General features: G+C 45.2%; 13 protein-coding genes. 1 reads left to right on the top strand and 12 read right to left on the bottom strand.

Annotated features, from left to right (window positions below; genetic code table 11):
- Positions 1 to 137: 137 nt before the first annotated feature.
- The 7 genes from AC0QUU_RS08920 to AC0QUU_RS08890 all read right to left on the bottom strand — a co-directional run bounded on the left by AC0QUU_RS08920 (position 138) and on the right by AC0QUU_RS08890 (position 6910).
- Positions 138 to 1412, bottom strand: coding sequence for an O-acetylhomoserine aminocarboxypropyltransferase/cysteine synthase family protein (locus tag AC0QUU_RS08920; protein ID WP_474542210.1), 1275 nt, complete (start codon positions 1410 to 1412; stop codon positions 138 to 140).
- A gap of 3 nt (positions 1413 to 1415) precedes the next feature.
- Positions 1416 to 2177 carry a CFI-box-CTERM domain-containing protein gene (locus tag AC0QUU_RS08915; protein ID WP_474542208.1) on the bottom strand — a complete coding sequence of 254 codons (762 nt, stop codon included), beginning with the start codon at positions 2175 to 2177 and terminating at the stop codon, positions 1416 to 1418.
- 11 nt (positions 2178 to 2188) lie between these two features.
- Positions 2189 to 2920, bottom strand: coding sequence for a YebC/PmpR family DNA-binding transcriptional regulator (locus AC0QUU_RS08910; protein WP_474542206.1), 732 nt, complete (start codon positions 2918 to 2920; stop codon positions 2189 to 2191).
- A gap of 109 nt (positions 2921 to 3029) precedes the next feature.
- The gene (locus AC0QUU_RS08905) at positions 3030 to 3377 is read right to left on the bottom strand and encodes a type II toxin-antitoxin system PemK/MazF family toxin (protein WP_474542205.1); all 348 of its coding nucleotides are present in this window, start codon (positions 3375 to 3377) and stop codon (positions 3030 to 3032) included.
- A 157-nt stretch (positions 3378 to 3534) separates the two neighbouring features.
- The gene (alr, locus tag AC0QUU_RS08900; protein WP_474542204.1) at positions 3535 to 4701 is read right to left on the bottom strand and encodes an alanine racemase; all 1167 of its coding nucleotides are present in this window, start codon (positions 4699 to 4701) and stop codon (positions 3535 to 3537) included.
- Complete coding sequence (locus tag AC0QUU_RS08895) at positions 4698 to 6197, bottom strand: NAD(P)H-hydrate dehydratase (RefSeq protein WP_474542202.1); 1500 nt, start codon at positions 6195 to 6197, stop codon at positions 4698 to 4700. Before AC0QUU_RS08895 ends, alr begins: the two co-directional genes overlap by 4 nt.
- A gap of 68 nt (positions 6198 to 6265) precedes the next feature.
- Positions 6266 to 6910 (bottom strand): redox-sensing transcriptional repressor Rex, encoded by a 645-nt coding sequence (locus tag AC0QUU_RS08890; protein ID WP_474542200.1) that lies wholly within the window; start codon positions 6908 to 6910, stop codon positions 6266 to 6268.
- A gap of 163 nt (positions 6911 to 7073) precedes the next feature.
- Between AC0QUU_RS08890 and abc-f the strand changes: the two genes are divergently transcribed.
- A complete protein-coding gene (gene abc-f / locus AC0QUU_RS08885; protein ID WP_474542198.1) occupies positions 7074 to 9038 on the top strand; it encodes a ribosomal protection-like ABC-F family protein in 1965 nt (654 codons plus the stop codon).
- A gap of 477 nt (positions 9039 to 9515) precedes the next feature.
- Here the strand turns inward: abc-f and AC0QUU_RS08880 are convergent, their stop codons facing one another.
- The 5 genes from AC0QUU_RS08880 to ilvB all read right to left on the bottom strand — a co-directional run bounded on the left by AC0QUU_RS08880 (position 9516) and on the right by ilvB (position 15610).
- Entirely contained in the window at positions 9516 to 10712 is a 1197-nt protein-coding gene (locus AC0QUU_RS08880; protein WP_474542196.1) for an NADP-dependent isocitrate dehydrogenase, read from the bottom strand.
- A gap of 14 nt (positions 10713 to 10726) precedes the next feature.
- Positions 10727 to 11392: a GntR family transcriptional regulator gene (locus AC0QUU_RS08875; protein ID WP_474542194.1), complete on the bottom strand. Its 666-nt coding sequence runs from the start codon at positions 11390 to 11392 to the stop codon at positions 10727 to 10729.
- Positions 11393 to 11651: 259 nt separating this feature from the next.
- Positions 11652 to 12812, bottom strand: coding sequence for a phosphoglycerate dehydrogenase (locus AC0QUU_RS08870; protein ID WP_474542192.1), 1161 nt, complete (start codon positions 12810 to 12812; stop codon positions 11652 to 11654).
- 1 nt (position 12813) lies between these two features.
- Positions 12814 to 13896 (bottom strand): 3-phosphoserine/phosphohydroxythreonine transaminase, encoded by a 1083-nt coding sequence (gene serC, locus AC0QUU_RS08865; protein ID WP_474542190.1) that lies wholly within the window; start codon positions 13894 to 13896, stop codon positions 12814 to 12816.
- A 37-nt stretch (positions 13897 to 13933) separates the two neighbouring features.
- Positions 13934 to 15610 (bottom strand): biosynthetic-type acetolactate synthase large subunit, encoded by a 1677-nt coding sequence (gene ilvB, locus AC0QUU_RS08860; protein ID WP_474542189.1) that lies wholly within the window; start codon positions 15608 to 15610, stop codon positions 13934 to 13936.
- Between the last annotated feature and the right edge of the window lie 11 nt (positions 15611 to 15621).

The following is a 15621-nucleotide window of genomic DNA, read 5'->3' as shown; positions in this document are numbered from 1 at the left end:
CTGCTTCAGATGCTTCTTAACACAGAATAGTATAGGAAAAGCAGGACCTTTTTATACAGGGAAATCATCTGAAAAAGCACCTGTATCAGGCCAAAAAATGGTATGAATGCAAACTGTATACATCCATACCATTCTGTTTACTGCAGTGCCTGCTCCAGATCCGCAATAATATCTTCTATATTTTCAATACCTACACTGAAACGGATCAGATCCGGCTGAACACCTGCCTCGATCAGTTCCTGATCATTCATCTGGCGGTGTGTGTGGCTTGCCGGATGAAGCACACAGCTTCTTGCGTCTGCCACATGAGTTACAATCGCGATCATTTTCAGTTTGTCCATCATCTCTACTGCTGCGTCTCTTCCGCCTTTCAGGCCGAATGTTATTACGCCGCATGTGCCGTCCGGCATATATTTCCGAGCCAGTTCGTAATATTTATCCCCTGGAAGAGAAGGACAGTTTACCCACGCCACTTTTTCATGATTCTGAAGGTACTGCGCAGCTTTCAGTGCATTTTCACAATGTCTTGGCATTCTTAAATGCAGTGTCTCAAGACCGATATTAAGAAGGAACGCGTTCTGGGGTGACTGAATTGAGCCCAGGTCTCTCATAAGCTGAGCAGTTGCTTTCATAATAAAAGCCATCCTGCCGAATTTCTCCGCGTAAACGATTCCGTGGTATGTCTCATCCGGTGTTGTCAGTCCCGGGAACTTATCAGCATAAGCCATCCAGTCAAAATTTCCGCTGTCTACAATAGCACCGCCTACACAGGCCGCATGACCGTCCATATACTTTGTCGTGGAATGTGTTACAATATCCGCTCCCCACTCAAAGGGACGACAGTTAATCGGTGTTGCGAAAGTATTGTCTACAATAAGCGGAACACCATGTCTGTGGGCAGCCTCCGCAAATTTTTCAAAGTCCAGCACAACAAGAGCCGGATTGGCAATAGTTTCCCCGAAAACAGCCTTTGTATTGTCCTTAAACGCTGCGTCCAGTTCCTCCGGAGTACAATCCGGATCTACAAATGTCGCTTCCACTCCCATTTTTTTGATGGTGTGTGCATACAGATTATATGTACCGCCATAAAGTGCAGAAGCACATACAATATGGTCGCCTGCCTGAGCAATATTCATAATCGCATAAAAGTTTGCCGCCTGTCCGGAAGAAGTAAGCATGGCTGCTACGCCGCCTTCCAGGTCACATATTTTCTCCGCAACAGCATCGTTTGTAGGATTCTGAAGGCGGGTATAAAAATAACCGGACTCCTCCAGATCGAACAGTCTTCCCATCTGCTCGCTGCTTGTATAACGAAAAGTGGTGCTCTGGTAAATCGGAAGAATTCTGGGCTCTCCGTTTCCCGGTTCATAGCCGGACTGGATACATTTTGTTTCAATCTTATAATTGCTCATGTTTTAATCCTCCTGTAAGTATAAATACTGTGCTTCAAGTTTCTTTACCATACTGCTGTACAGATCTCTGCACTTTTCATTTTCTCCGTTCTCAATCATAGTAATACAGGGACTCAGATAGGTCTTCCAGATATCTTCATAAATCTGATCCGCCTCTTTCTTTTTATCGATCCGCTTTACTATGGTAGGAGCTATATTGTAATACTCCTGAACCATTTCTTTTCCTTCATCACTAGAAAGAAGATAAGAATCCCTGTAATTCCGCAGTGTATTCAATTCGTAGCAGTCATCCGGTCTGCCCAGACTATTGCAGACCGCTGTCGTGATATAGCAAAAAACGCTTCTTCGGAATCCTTTTTGTATATTCTCATAACTGGAAAAAGCAATCTTTGCGTCCGGAATCTGTTTATTCCATCTCTCTGTTATATCACTGATAAGCTCGTCCTTTTTTTCGGATTTCATTTCTCCCAGAAGAGGCAGAAAATAAGCAACCATATTCAGATTATAATCAAATGCTGCAAGTTCCCGCTTTCTCTTGGAAGAAATCTCATTAAGCTGTGAAAGTGCATATTCCGGAATACAGGAAATCACAAATTCTCTGGCTTCTTCGGATTCTTCGCACTGCTCTATTGTTTCCTGGAGAAAAGCGGCGTGTTTTTTAATCATTTCTTCCATATCAGAAGCGTAATGTTTCTTTCTGAATTTGCACTTCATTGTTTCTTCAAATACGGCTATCAATTCATTACGAGTCTTTTCTTTCTCCATTTTCTGCTCCTTTACTCACTCCAGTTGTGATAAACGTCCTGAACGTCATCGTCCTCCTCAAGCAGATCCAGAGTTTTCTGGATATTTTTTTTATCTTCTTCATTTGTCAGTTCCACATACGTCTGAGGAATCATGGTCACTTCAGCTTCTGCCATGGCAATTCCTGCCTCCTCCAGCTTCAGGCGCACATCGCTGAATGCATCCGGAGCGGTAAGAATCTCATAGCTTTCCTCATCCTCAACAAAATCTTCAGCGCCTGCATCCAGAGCAAGCATCATCAGTTCGTCCGCATCCATATCGCAGTCTTCTTTTGCGACAAAGATCTGCCCCTTTTCGTCAAACATAAAAGATACACATCCGGGAGTTCCTACATTTCCATTTCCCTTTGTAAAGGCATTTCTTACATTTGAAGCTGTCCTGTTTTTATTGTCAGTAAGTGTTTTTACGATAATTGCCGTTCCGTTGGGGCCATAGCCTTCATATGTAATATGCTCATAATTATCTGCGGAACCTTCTCCGGCAGCCTTCTTAATATTTCTCTCAATTGTATCATTGGGCATATTATTTGCCTTGGCTTTTGCAATTACATCACGCAGTCTGCTGTTATTGGCCGGATCCGCGCCGCCTCCCTCTTTAACGGCGACCGCAAGCTCACGTCCGATTTTTGTAAAAATCTTTCCCTTTGCAGCATCATTTTTCTCTTTCTTATGTTTAATGTTGGCAAATTTTGAATGTCCTGACATGGTATATTCTCCTCTTTTCTCTTTCTCTCATTAAAAGCGGCGCCCGCAGGCGCTGTCCGCACTATACGCCTTTCAATTTTATCACTCTTTTCACATTCTGTAAAGAAGTCTATGTAGGAAGCTCCAGGCTGACACGAATGGCCTGGTCTACATTTTTCATCATATCCGGATCAATGTGGCATACAAATTCTTTGAGCCGCTGTTTGTCGATCGTGCGGATCTGTTCCAGCAAAATCACAGAATTCTTTACAATCTTATAGCTGCTGGCGCTGATTTCTATATGAGTCGGAAGTTTCGCCTTATTCATTTTTGATGTAATGGCGGCACAGATCACAGTCGGACTGTGCCGGTTTCCCACATTATTCTGAATGATAAGAACAGGACGGATTCCTCCCTGCTCAGAACCGACTACCGGGCTTAAATCTGCATAAAAAATATCTCCACGTCTGATATTCAACTCTTTCACACTCCGATTCCATACTTGCATTCTTTTTTCATGTTTCTCACATAAAAGAAGCATACTTCAGTATTTCCGTTTTTCTCGGATGTATTCAAAAGAAGCTGTTCAGACCGTACGTTACAATTCCTGGTGCTATGCTCACGGCATAATACCACTACTCAAAGCAGTCTGTCTGTTTTACAATCTGTCCTCCGGATGTGTACACTCTGGGAATACGTTTTCCAAGGCAGCAGACAAATTCATAATTGAATCTGCCGCTGAGCTCCGCAAGCTCCTCTACCGTTATTCTGTCATCCTGATCTTCTCCAATCAGAACAGCCTGATCCATAAATTGTACTTCCGGAATATCTGTCACATCCACCATAAACTGATCCATACACACTCTTCCCAGAATCCTGGCTCTTTTTCCATGAATCAGTACGCAGCCTTTATTGGACAAGGAACGTGGATATCCGTCTCCGTATCCAACAGGGATCGTAGCTACTTTCATCTGTTTTGGAGCAACAAAGGTTCCTCCATAACTGATGGATGTCCCCGGCTCTACCGTCTTGACAAAAATGACATGGCTGACCAGAGACAGAACCGGTTTCAGATCAACCGCGTCCCGGTTTACTTCCTCTGAAGGATACATGCCGTATGTAGATATGCCTGCCCTGGCCAGATCATGCTTCATATCCGGGAAGTCAATGATACCCGCACTATTGTCGCAGTCATAGTAAGGAATTTCTACATTCCGCTTTTCCATCTGTTCCTTCATCCACATGAATTTTCTGTGCTGCTCATAAGTATATGTCTTATCTCTTTCATCAGCTTTGGCAAAATGGGTGAACATCCCTTCGACCTCTATATTCTCCATTCTGCTGATACGTTCAATTATATCTGCGCTTTCTTCCGTAACCGGAAATCCGATCCTTCCCATACCGGTATCAACCTTGATATGAATATAGGCTTTCTTTCCCGCTCTTTCTGCAGCTTCTGCTATTTTTCCGGCCATCTCTTCCATATATACAGCCGCCCGGATCTCATTTCTGACCATATCATCATACTGATCCGGGAAAACACACCCCAGAACAAGGATCGGTTTTTTTATTCCGTGCTTTCTCAGGACAATGCCTTCATCCAGAGTTGCCACCGCATATCCCCACACATAGTCAAGTTTCTCGAATACTTCCGCGAGAGGTACTGCGCCGTGTCCGTAAGCATCCGTTTTTACCACCGCAATCAGTCTGGCGCCGCCGCCGATTCTGTTTTTCATCTGTTCCATATTATATGCAACTGCATCCAGATCTATCTTTGCGTATACTCTGTTGTACTCTTTCATTTCTGTTCCTCCGCCTTTTTCATACATTTCTGGATTCCCTGAATCAAATCCCGTGCCAGTATACTGTAACTGCCCAGACAGTCTCTGATTTCATCGCCTCCGCAGGCGTGAAGATACACACCCAGGGCCGCGCTTTCAAACGGTGACATACCCTGGGCCAGAAGGCCTGTGATTACTCCCGCGAGCACATCGCCGGAACCCGCTTTCGCCATCCCGCTGTTTCCCGCGAGATTAACAAAAGGATGCCTGCCCTTCTCAGCTACAATTGTCCTGCTGTCCTTCAGCACACATACTGCAGGACAGTTTTCTGTAAATTTTCTGAGAATCTCCATTCTGTTTTCTTTTATTTCTTTTACCGCAGTTCCTGTCAGGCGGGACATTTCCATCATATGAGGAGTCAGAATCAGCGGAGCCGCAATACGGTTCAACAGTTCTCTGTTTCTGCTGAGAAGATTGATACCGTCTGCATCTGCTACACATGGCACCTTTACCTTCTCCATTGTATGAACCAGAAGTTTCTCCGCCTGCCGGTCTGTTCCCAGACCGCATCCGATACATACCACATCTGCCCAGTCAAGAAGTTCATCCAGTTTCTTTTCATCATAACCGGTATAACAGGACAGCACTGCTTCCGGAAGAAGCTGCTGAACAATCACCCGGTTTTCCTCAGGCGTATAGATCTGCACAAGCCCTGCCCCCGCTGTATATGCTGCCCGGGCTGCCAGACAGGAAGCTCCGGCCATTCCGTAACTTCCTGTAATCATCAGGACTTTCCCATAACTGCCCTTATGGGAATCCGGTTTTCTGAGCGGGAGAAGCCGGAACAGATCATCCCGGTCATAAGTGCAGCACACTTCTTTGCTGTCCGAAAAGATTTCCGGATTAATGCCGATAGGCACAGCTACTGTTTCACCGGCATAATTCTTTCCGGGATACAGCTCACAGCCCAGTTTCGTACAGGCCATTCCAACCGTCAGTTCCGCACAGAATGCAGTTCCCAGAACCCGGCCGTCCTGCGCGCACACACCGGAAGGAATATCTACAGCCACCTTGCGTCCGGGAGCATGATTCATTGCCTGGATTATGTCTTTATAAGAACCGCTGATCTCCCGGCTTAAACCTACACCAAAAACAGCGTCGATTATAACAGTATATTCTTCTTCCGGGAATTCCGTGAAAATCCGAAGTCCCATCTTTTCGGCAATCTGCTTTTGTACCCTGCACTCTTCACTCATGGAAGACTCTTTTCCTGCAAAGACGATGTCTGCCTGCCTGCCTTTTTCTGTCAGAATTCTGGCCGCCGCAAAGCCGTCCCCTCCGTTATTTCCGCTGCCGCAGACGATCAGTGCTTTTGACGTATCAATACCTCTTTTTTCCATAGTCTCCACAGTCTTAAGCGCCGCTCTCTCCATGAGCACAAGGGAAGGAACGCCCAGATCTTCGATGGTATGTCTGTCTGCTTCCTTCATCTGTTTTCCGTCTGGGAGATATCTCATTTCACACCCGTCCTTTCTCTTAAGAACCCCGCAGCATGCTGCGGGGTTCTTTCATAAACATCTTTTTTCTATTCTTCAAATCCTTCCATACGCTGACTGACATTATAGGACAGTGTCATAAGACTGTCTGAAAGGTGTACACTCTCTACAATTACATCGTCCGGGAGATCCAGATCTGTATGTGCAAAATTCCAGATTGCCTTGATTCCGTTCTCCACCAGAATGTCAGCAACTTCAACCGCCTTTGACTTCGGAATAGTAAGCGCCGCGATCTCAATATCATTTTCTTTAAGGAAATCTACAAGTTCATCCATCATTCTTACCGGTATCCCTCTGATTGCCACCCCCTCCAACCGGGGATTGACATCAAAAAGACTTTTTAAAACAAACCCGCTCCTCTCAAAAGAAGCATAATTTGCAAGCGCCTGTCCAAGATTTCCCGCTCCGATAATGATAAAATTATGTGTTCTGTCAAGGCCGAGAATCTTGCCGATCTCCGTGTAGAGATACTTTACATTATACCCGTATCCCTGCTGGCCAAAACCGCCAAAATTATTTAAATCCTGTCTGATCTGCGATGCAGTCACCTGCATCTTCTTGCTCAGATCATTGGAAGATATCCTCTCTACGCCCGCCTCCAGCAGATCTCCAAGATACCTGTAGTATCTCGGCAGTCTGGAAATCACTGCGCGGGATATTTTTCTATGTTCCAATGTTCACCGACCTCCATCATTCAAGTACGCTTTTTCGCAATCATTTTTTATTATATAAAATAGTTAATATTATGTCAAACTTTACTTTTCCCGTTTTTCCGTTATAATGGTCATTGGACTGTAATAACTCGATTTATATACAATTTTTACAAGGAGAAAAAACATGATACTGGCATGTCATAATATAGAGAAAGCTTTCGGCGATCAGGTCATTGTTTCCAATGGCTCCTTCCATATTGAAGAGCGTGAAAAAGCTGCTCTTGTAGGGGTGAATGGAGCCGGCAAGACAACAATTCTGAAAATGATTATCGGAAATGAACCGCTGGATTCAGGAGAAGTAATTCTCGCCAAAGGAAAAACCATAGGTTATCTGGCTCAGCACCAGACAATGCAGAAAGGAAGTACCATCTATGAAGAAGTCAAAAGCGCAAAGGCCGATATATTCAGAATGGAACAGCAGCTGCGTTCCATTGAGCAGGAATTAAAAAATCTGTCAGGCGACGCACTGAATGCCAGGCTGGAAACATACAACCGACTTCAGTCTGATTTTGAAGCCAAAAACGGATATGCCTGCGAAAGTGAAATTACAGGTGTTCTAAAAGGCCTGGGATTTTCCGAAGACGCCTTTTCCAAACAGACTGACACGCTTTCCGGCGGACAGAAAACGAGAGTTTCACTCGGTAAGCTGCTTTTGAAAAACCCGGATATCCTGCTTCTTGACGAGCCCACCAACCATCTGGATCTGAACTCCATTGCATGGCTGGAAAATTATCTGATGAATTATCCGGGAGCTGTTCTAATTGTCTCCCATGACCGCTATTTTCTGAACCGGGTCGCCACAAAAGTAATTGAAGTCGAACGCGGACACATTCAGATGTATATGGGAAATTATAAGGCTTATTCAGAAAAAAAGCAGATGCTGCGGGACGCCCGTCTGAAAGAATACCTGAACCAGCAGAGAGAAATCCGGCACCAGCAGGCCGTCATTGATAAACTCCGCTCCTTCAACCGGGAAAAGTCCATACGCCGGGCAGAAAGCCGGGAAAAAATGCTCAGTAAAATGACGCCGGTAGAAAAACCTCTGGAAACTTCCGGAGAAATGTTCTTTTCACTTGAACCCTCCTGCATAAGCGGAAATGATGTACTTTCCGTGGAAAATCTGTCAAAACAGTTTGACGGACAAACTCTTTTTCACGATGTCAGCTTTGATATCAAACGCGGAGAACATGTGGCGGTAATCGGTGATAACGGGACCGGAAAGACCACACTGTTAAAAATACTGAATCAGGTTATTCCTGCAGACAAAGGTTCGTTCACTCTGGGCGCAAAAGTAAATATCGGCTATTACGATCAGGAGCACCATGTACTTCATGACAATAAAACGATATTCCAGGAAATTTCCGACGACTATCCCACTCTTACAAATACGGAAATCCGCAATACCCTGGCAGCTTTTCAGTTCACCGGGGATGATGTTTTTAAGGAAATCTCTTCTCTGAGCGGAGGCGAAAAAGGCCGGGTTTCTCTGGCAAAGCTGATGCTCTCGGAAGCCAACTTTCTCATTCTGGACGAACCTACCAACCATCTGGATATTACATCAAAAGAGATCCTTGAAGAAGCTCTGAACAATTACAGCGGTACTGTACTCTATGTCTCTCACGACAGATACTTTATCAATCAGACCGCTTCCCGTATCCTGGAACTGGTAAACCAGACCTTTGTTAACTATATCGGGAATTATGATTATTATCTTGAAAAGAGAGAAGAACTGACCCGTGCTTATGCAGTTTCCTCCGTTGGCGGCAGAACGGGCTCTGCTCTTTCTCCGGCCGCTTCCTCTGTTGTGTCTGCAGACTCTGACAGCGCCTCCGCTCCGTCCGGTTCAAAACTCAGCTGGCAGGAACAGAAAGAACTGCAGGCAAAGGAAAGGAAAAGAAAAAACGATCTTAAAAAAACCGAAGAAGAAATCAGCCGGCTGGAAGAAAGAAATACCCAGATTGACTATGAACTGACACTGAAAGAAGTATACTCCAGCTCCGTAAAATGCCAGGAACTGGCACAGGAAAAAAGCGAAAACGAAGCCCGGCTGGAAGAACTGTACGAACGCTGGGCAGAGCTTGAAATTTGAATTTATCTGCGGCATGCGATTGAAAAAAGTCCGAAAATGTCAGAATACGAAGTGAGAATAAATCGTCCGTATTCCACCATTTTCTGTTCTTTTCCAATCGGCACTGCCACTGATAATTTCAAATTCAACAAACAAAAACAAAGACAGAACTATTTCGACTACGGCTGACTATTCATCCGATTTCCGCTTTTGAAACAGGAAAATACACCTGCTTTCAAACAGCAGCGCGGAATACAGTCTTGTGTCAGCCGATAAAGTTCTGGCTTCGTTTCTTCTTGTTTGAATTTGGAATTGTGAGTGGGAAAAACGCAGCCGGGAAGTCCGGGTATGGTGATGGAGAGCCGTAAAGCGGCGCCGGCACTTAGAGCGCGTCTTTTGCGCTCTTATGTACCGCTGCGCCGCGTTCCGAGCGAAAGCGTGCTCTCCGGCTCCATACCCGGACTCCCCGGCGGAAGTTATCCTCCTCACAATTCAAATTTACAGTCTCTTTGCGATCGCTTTGATGAATCCTTCGCTGTTTAATACGGTCGGATTTTCTATGGTTGTGATCAGTGCCAGGTCTTTTGTCATCTCTCCTGACTCAATTGTATCGATTGTGGCTTTTTCCAGGCGGTCTGCAAAATCGCACAGTTCCTGAATACCGTCCAGTTCTCCCCGTTTTCTGAGCGCGCCTGTCCATGCGAATATTGTTGCAACGGAATTTGTGGATGTTTCCTCTCCTTTCAGGTGTTTATAATAGTGACGCTGTACTGTTCCGTGGGCTGCTTCATACTCATAATATCCTTCCGGAGAAACAAGGACAGAGGTCATCATTGCGAGAGAACCGAAAGCAGAAGAAACCATATCGCTCATTACATCGCCGTCATAATTCTTGCATGCCCAGATATATCCTCCTTCTGATTTCATTACGCGGGCAACCGCGTCGTCAATCAGAGTATAGAAGTATTCGATTCCTGCAGCTTCAAATTTGTCAGCAAATTCCGCGTCATAAATCTCCTGGAAAATATCTTTAAATGTATGATCATACTTCTTGGAGATTGTGTCTTTTGTCGCGAACCAGAGATCCTGGTGGGTATCCAGGGCATATGTAAAGCAGCTTCTTGCAAAGCTTTCAATGGATTTGTTCAGGTTGTGCATTCCCTGAACGATTCCCGGTCCGTCAAACTCATGAACCAGCTCTTTTGTCTGAGAGCCGTCCTCTGCAGTATAAACAAGCTCCACTTTTCCGGCGCCCGGTATCTTCATCTCCGATCCCTTATATACATCACCATAAGCATGTCTTGCAATTGTGATCGGTTTCTTCCAGTTTTTAACACAGGGCTCAATACCTTTTACTACAATAGGAGCACGGAATACTGTTCCGTCAAGAATAGCACGAATTGTTCCGTTCGGGCTTTTCCACATTTCTTTCAGATCATACTCGTCCATACGTGCGGCATTCGGAGTGATCGTCGCGCATTTTACAGCCACTTTATACTTCTTTGTAGCCATAGCGGAATCAACCGTTACCTGATCGTTTGTTTCATTTCTATGCTCAAGACCGAGATCATAATACTCCGTCTTCAGGTCAATGTACGGTTCAAGAAGATTCTCTTTGATCATTTTCCAGAGAATTCTTGTCATTTCATCTCCATCCATCTCTACAAGAGGTGTTGTCATCTTAATTTTTTCCATTTTGCTGTCTCCTCCTAATTTTCGTTATAGCCCTGTTTTTTCAGATTCTGCATCACATGCATAATATGTTCGTTTGCCAGCTGCTCCGCCATATCCGCGTCACGTTCCCGGATCGCCCGGAGTATCTGGCGATGCTCCCGAATTGACTTTCGGGCTCTTTCCTCGGATACGACAGATGACACGCGGGCCATCTTTACATAATTATGGAAATCCGTCAGAACATGGCTTAAAATTCTGCTTCCGGACGCTTCATAAAGTATCGCATGAAACTGCCCATCCAGAACAGCGACCTGGGATGCATTGAATCCGGACTCTTTTTTTATCTGAAACTCAGATAAAAGAATTGCCTCTTCCAGCTTGTCCAGCTGCTCATCCGTAATATGCTCTGATGCCCATCTGGCACAAAGTCCTTCCAGCATAGAACGCATTGCATAAATATCCCATATATCCTTGCGGGATATACCGGTCACATAAGCTCCACGGTTCGGTATGATTGTTACCAGCCCCTCAAGCTCCAGCTGACGCAGCGCCTCTCTCACCGGAGTCCGGCTTACGCCCAGCTCTTTCCCCAGAGTGTTTTCTCTGAGTTCATCATGTTCCTTGTATCTGCCGTTTAGAATATCTTCCCGGATTTTCTGGAAAACACGGCTTCCAAGAGAATAATCCTGATGTTCTTCCATCTGATGCCCTCCCGCCGCAAAAGCATATAGCTCTGATACACATGTATAAATGCATTAACAAAACTACGTCTGTATAATTGTATACATTTATACACTTTTTGTCAATACAACCTTCCACGGGAGTTTTCTCGAAGCTTTCCGCCTGCCGTATCACACCGGACGAAAAACTTTATTATACTGCACTTCTGCTGCATGTTCCCGTGAATCAATCAAAAATATACCTGCCGGTCTGGTTCTCCTTACCGACAGGTATCCTTTTTTAAAGAATTCTAACCCGAAGCACGCCGTCCACTTCAGAAATTTTATTTTCCACTTCAGCCGGTACAGCTGCGTCAACGTCAATCATTGTATAAGCATATTCATTACGGCTTTTATTTGTCATCAGGGAAATATTAATCCCTTCTTCTGCCAGGATTCCCGTAAACTGTCCGAGCATCTTCGGGACATTCCTGTGAAGTACGGTAATTCTTGCGGCACTGCTCTTTTTGCCCATATCGCAGTCCGGATAATTAACGGAATGGTGAATATTTCCATTCTCAAGGAAATCTCTCAGCTCGGATGCCGCCATTTTCGCGCAGTTATCCTCAGATTCTTCCGTAGATGCACCCAGGTGCGGAATAACGATGGACCCTTTAACACCCACAATTTCTTTCGTCGGGAAATCTGTCACATAACAGCGCACTTTTCCGGAAACAAGAGCATCCACAATGTCCTCCTGATTCACAAGAATATCTCTGGCAAAATTGAGAATTACAACGCCTTTCTTCATAAGACCGATCGCGTTTTTGTCAATCATGCCTTTCGTATCTTCCGTAGCCGGCACATGAATTGTAATATAATCGCACTGATTATAAAGCTCATCTACCGTTTTTGCATGATGAATGTGTCTGGAAAGTTTCCACGCCGCATCCACCGACAGATAAGGATCATATCCGTACACGTCCATCCCAAGATTTACGGCTGCGTTTGCCACCAGAACTCCGATAGCGCCAAGGCCGATTACACCGAGTTTTTTGCCCTGAATCTCAGTTCCGGCAAAGGCCTTTTTCTTTTTCTCGGTAATCTTCGCGATATCACCGTCTTCCTCATATTCCTGTACCCAGTTAATACCGCCGATGATATCTCTTGCTGCCAGAAGCATTCCTGCAATTACAATTTCCTTTACACCGTTTGCATTTGCTCCCGGTGTATTAAATACGACAATTCCCTCTTCCGCACATCTGTCCAGAGGAATATTATTCACTCCGGCGCCGGCGCGGGCAATAAGCTTCAGATTCCGACCGAATTCCATATCATGCATTTTGGCGCTGCGCACCAATATGGCATCCGCTTCTTTTGCCTCATCTGTGTTTACATAATTTTCATCCAGCTGTCCCAGTCCTGCATGAGAGATCGGATTCAGACAATGATACTTAAACATTTTACAGATTCTCCTCTTCAAATTTTTTCATAAAGTCTACCAGCGCAACAACGCCTTCATAAGGCATTGCATTGTATATGCTGGCTCTCATGCCGCCTACTGTCCGGTGCCCTTTCAGATTTTCAAGACCTGCAGCCTTTGCCTCTTTGACAAATTTTGCGTCCAGATCGGCATCTCCTGTAATAAAAGGCACATTCATAAGAGAGCGGTCCTCCTTTTCAACTGTTCCCTTAAACAGTTTGCTCTGATCGAGGAAATCATAGAGAACTTTTGCCTTCTTTTCATTTCTCTCTTTCATTGCTTCAAGTCCGCCCAGAGACTTGATCCACTTGAACACTTTACCGCAGATATAAATGCCGTATGCCGGCGGTGTATTATACAGTGACTTCGCATCCGCGTGTGTTTTATATGTGAGCATGGTAGGCGTGCCCGGAAGCACATCCTCTGTAATCAGATCTTCCCGGATGATTACAATAACAACACCTGCCGGTCCGATATTCTTCTGCACACCGCCATAGATAAGTCCATATCTGGACACATCTACTGGTTCAGACAGGAAGCAGGAGGAAACATCCGCTACCAGAGTCTTTCCTTTTGTATTCGGAAGAGTTTTGAATTTTGTCCCATAAATTGTATTGTTCTCACAGATGTAAACATAGTCTGCATCCTCGGAAACAGGCAGATCTTTGCAGTCCGGAATATAGGAAAACGTACGGTCCTCAGAAGATGCTATTCTGTTGACTTTACCATATTTTTCTGCCTCTTTTGCCGCTTTTTTTGCCCACTGTCCTGTAATAATATAATCAGCAACCCTGTTTTTCATCAGATTCATGGGAATCATTGCGAACTGCTGGGAAGCTCCTCCCTGAAGGAAAAGCACTTTATAATTGTCAGGGATATTCATCAGATCTCTCAGATCCTGTTCTGCCGTTGTAATGATCTCTTCAAAAGCTTTTGAACGGTGGCTCATTTCCATCACAGACATCCCTGTCCCGTTGTAATCCAGCATTTCCGCAGCTGCTTCCTTCAGTACCTCTTCCGGAAGAACTGCGGGGCCCGCTGAAAAATTGTACACTCTGCTCATTTTAACTACCTCCTCAATTATATATATACAGCGGGATTTATCTCGCCATATCTTCTTCGTCAAATGCATCGCTGATAGATGCTCCCGGAGCAACCATGGGCCATACCTTATCATCACTGTCAATCTGACAGTCAATAACTACCGGTTTGTTCAGCGTCAGAGCCTCTTCCAGAGCCGCTCTGAATTCCTGCTGACTTGTCGCGCGGATTCCGACGGCGCCCATTGCCTCGGCCAGCTTTACAAAATCAACCGCGTCTCTGAGCACAGTTGCGGAATATCTTTCATCATAAAACAGATCCTGCCACTGACGCACCATACCAAGCACATGATTATTTACCACAACCTGAATAACCGGAATATTGTGTCTGACCGCCGTGGCAATCTCGTTCATATTCATGCGGAAACATCCGTCTCCTGCAATATTGATGACTGTTTTATCCGGGCATCCGGTCTTTGCGCCAAGCGCCGCTCCCAGACCATACCCCATTGTCCCGAGGCCGCCGGATGTAAGAAGGGTATGGGGCTTTGTATACTTATAGTACTGGGCCGCCCACATCTGATGCTGTCCTACTTCAGTTACTATAAGAGACTCTCCCTTTGTCTGGCGGTAAATTTCTTCTACTATAAACGGACCTGTCAGTCCTTCCGGATGATATTTCAGAGGATATTTTTCCTTATAATCTTCTACCTTTTCAAGCCATTCTCTGTGTTCCTGCTGATCCAGATTCTCATTCAGCAGTTTCAGCACATTTTTAATATCGCCTTCGATTCCCTGGGTGATAATAATATTTTTATTCATTTCCGCAGGATCAATATCAATCTGAAGAATTTTCGCGTTTTTAGCAAATGTCTCTGTATTTCCTGTCACACGGTCGCTGAATCTTGCGCCCACAACAATCAGAAGATCACACTCGCTGACACTGTAATTTGAAGCTTTTGTGCCGTGCATTCCCAGCATACCCGTGTAACGCGGATCCGTACCCGGAAAAGCACCTTTTCCCATAAGGGTATCTGTTACCGGCGCATCCACCTTTTCCACAAATTCAAATAATTCATCGCTGGCATCGGAAAGGACTGCGCCTCCTCCGACGAAGACCACCGGACGTCTGGAAGCACGTATCATGGACAGCGCGCTGTCAAGCTCCTCCCGGCTGATCTGTACCTCGGAGCGAGCAGGCTGTTCTGCCTCCTTATATTCATACTCGGTTACATTGGCAGTTACATCTTTCGGAATATCAATCAGAACCGGGCCAGGACGGCCGCTTTTCGCAATCCGGAATGCTTTCCGGATTGTATCTGCAAGATCAGATACATCCTTGACTATGAAATTATATTTTGTGATCGGCAATGTAATGCCTGTAATATCAATTTCCTGGAAGCTGTCTTTTCCAAGAAGAGATACTCCCACGTTACATGTAATCGCTACAATCGGAATGGAATCCATGTAAGCCGTGGCTATTCCTGTGACCAGGTTAGTTGCTCCCGGTCCGCTGGTTGCCAGGCATACACCGACTTTCCCAGTTGCACGCGCATAGCCGTCGGCAGCATGAGAAGCTCCCTGTTCATGGGATGTAAGAATATGCCGGATCTCATCTCTGTGTTTATATAATTCGTCATAAACATTAAGAATAGCTCCACCCGGATATCCGAATACAGTATCTACTCCCTGCTCCTTCAGGCACTCTATTACTATTTCTGCTCCATTTAACTGCATGGCGCCTTCCT

The organism is Mediterraneibacter sp. HA8405 (assembly GCF_056148955.1).
Note: the sequence above shows the minus strand (reverse complement) of the source record. Positions and strands in the feature narration are given on the sequence as shown.

What these genes read in the sequence shown, in the direction of transcription:
- alr (WP_474542204.1), bottom strand. Translation starts at nt 4,701, where the DNA reads ATGAAAGAGTACAACAGAGTATACGCAAAGATAGATCTGGATGCAGTT.
- abc-f (WP_474542198.1), top strand. Translation starts at nt 7,074, where the DNA reads ATGATACTGGCATGTCATAATATAGAGAAAGCTTTCGGCGATCAGGTC.
- serC (WP_474542190.1), bottom strand. Translation starts at nt 13,896, where the DNA reads ATGAGCAGAGTGTACAATTTTTCAGCGGGCCCCGCAGTTCTTCCGGAA.
- AC0QUU_RS08915 (WP_474542208.1), bottom strand. Translation starts at nt 2,177, where the DNA reads ATGGAGAAAGAAAAGACTCGTAATGAATTGATAGCCGTATTTGAAGAA.
- AC0QUU_RS08875 (WP_474542194.1), bottom strand. Translation starts at nt 11,392, where the DNA reads ATGGAAGAACATCAGGATTATTCTCTTGGAAGCCGTGTTTTCCAGAAA.
- ilvB (WP_474542189.1), bottom strand. Translation starts at nt 15,610, where the DNA reads ATGCAGTTAAATGGAGCAGAAATAGTAATAGAGTGCCTGAAGGAGCAG.
- AC0QUU_RS08910 (WP_474542206.1), bottom strand. Translation starts at nt 2,920, where the DNA reads ATGTCAGGACATTCAAAATTTGCCAACATTAAACATAAGAAAGAGAAA.
- AC0QUU_RS08920 (WP_474542210.1), bottom strand. Translation starts at nt 1,412, where the DNA reads ATGAGCAATTATAAGATTGAAACAAAATGTATCCAGTCCGGCTATGAA.
- AC0QUU_RS08895 (WP_474542202.1), bottom strand. Translation starts at nt 6,197, where the DNA reads ATGAGATATCTCCCAGACGGAAAACAGATGAAGGAAGCAGACAGACAT.
- AC0QUU_RS08880 (WP_474542196.1), bottom strand. Translation starts at nt 10,712, where the DNA reads ATGGAAAAAATTAAGATGACAACACCTCTTGTAGAGATGGATGGAGAT.
- AC0QUU_RS08870 (WP_474542192.1), bottom strand. Translation starts at nt 12,812, where the DNA reads ATGTTTAAGTATCATTGTCTGAATCCGATCTCTCATGCAGGACTGGGA.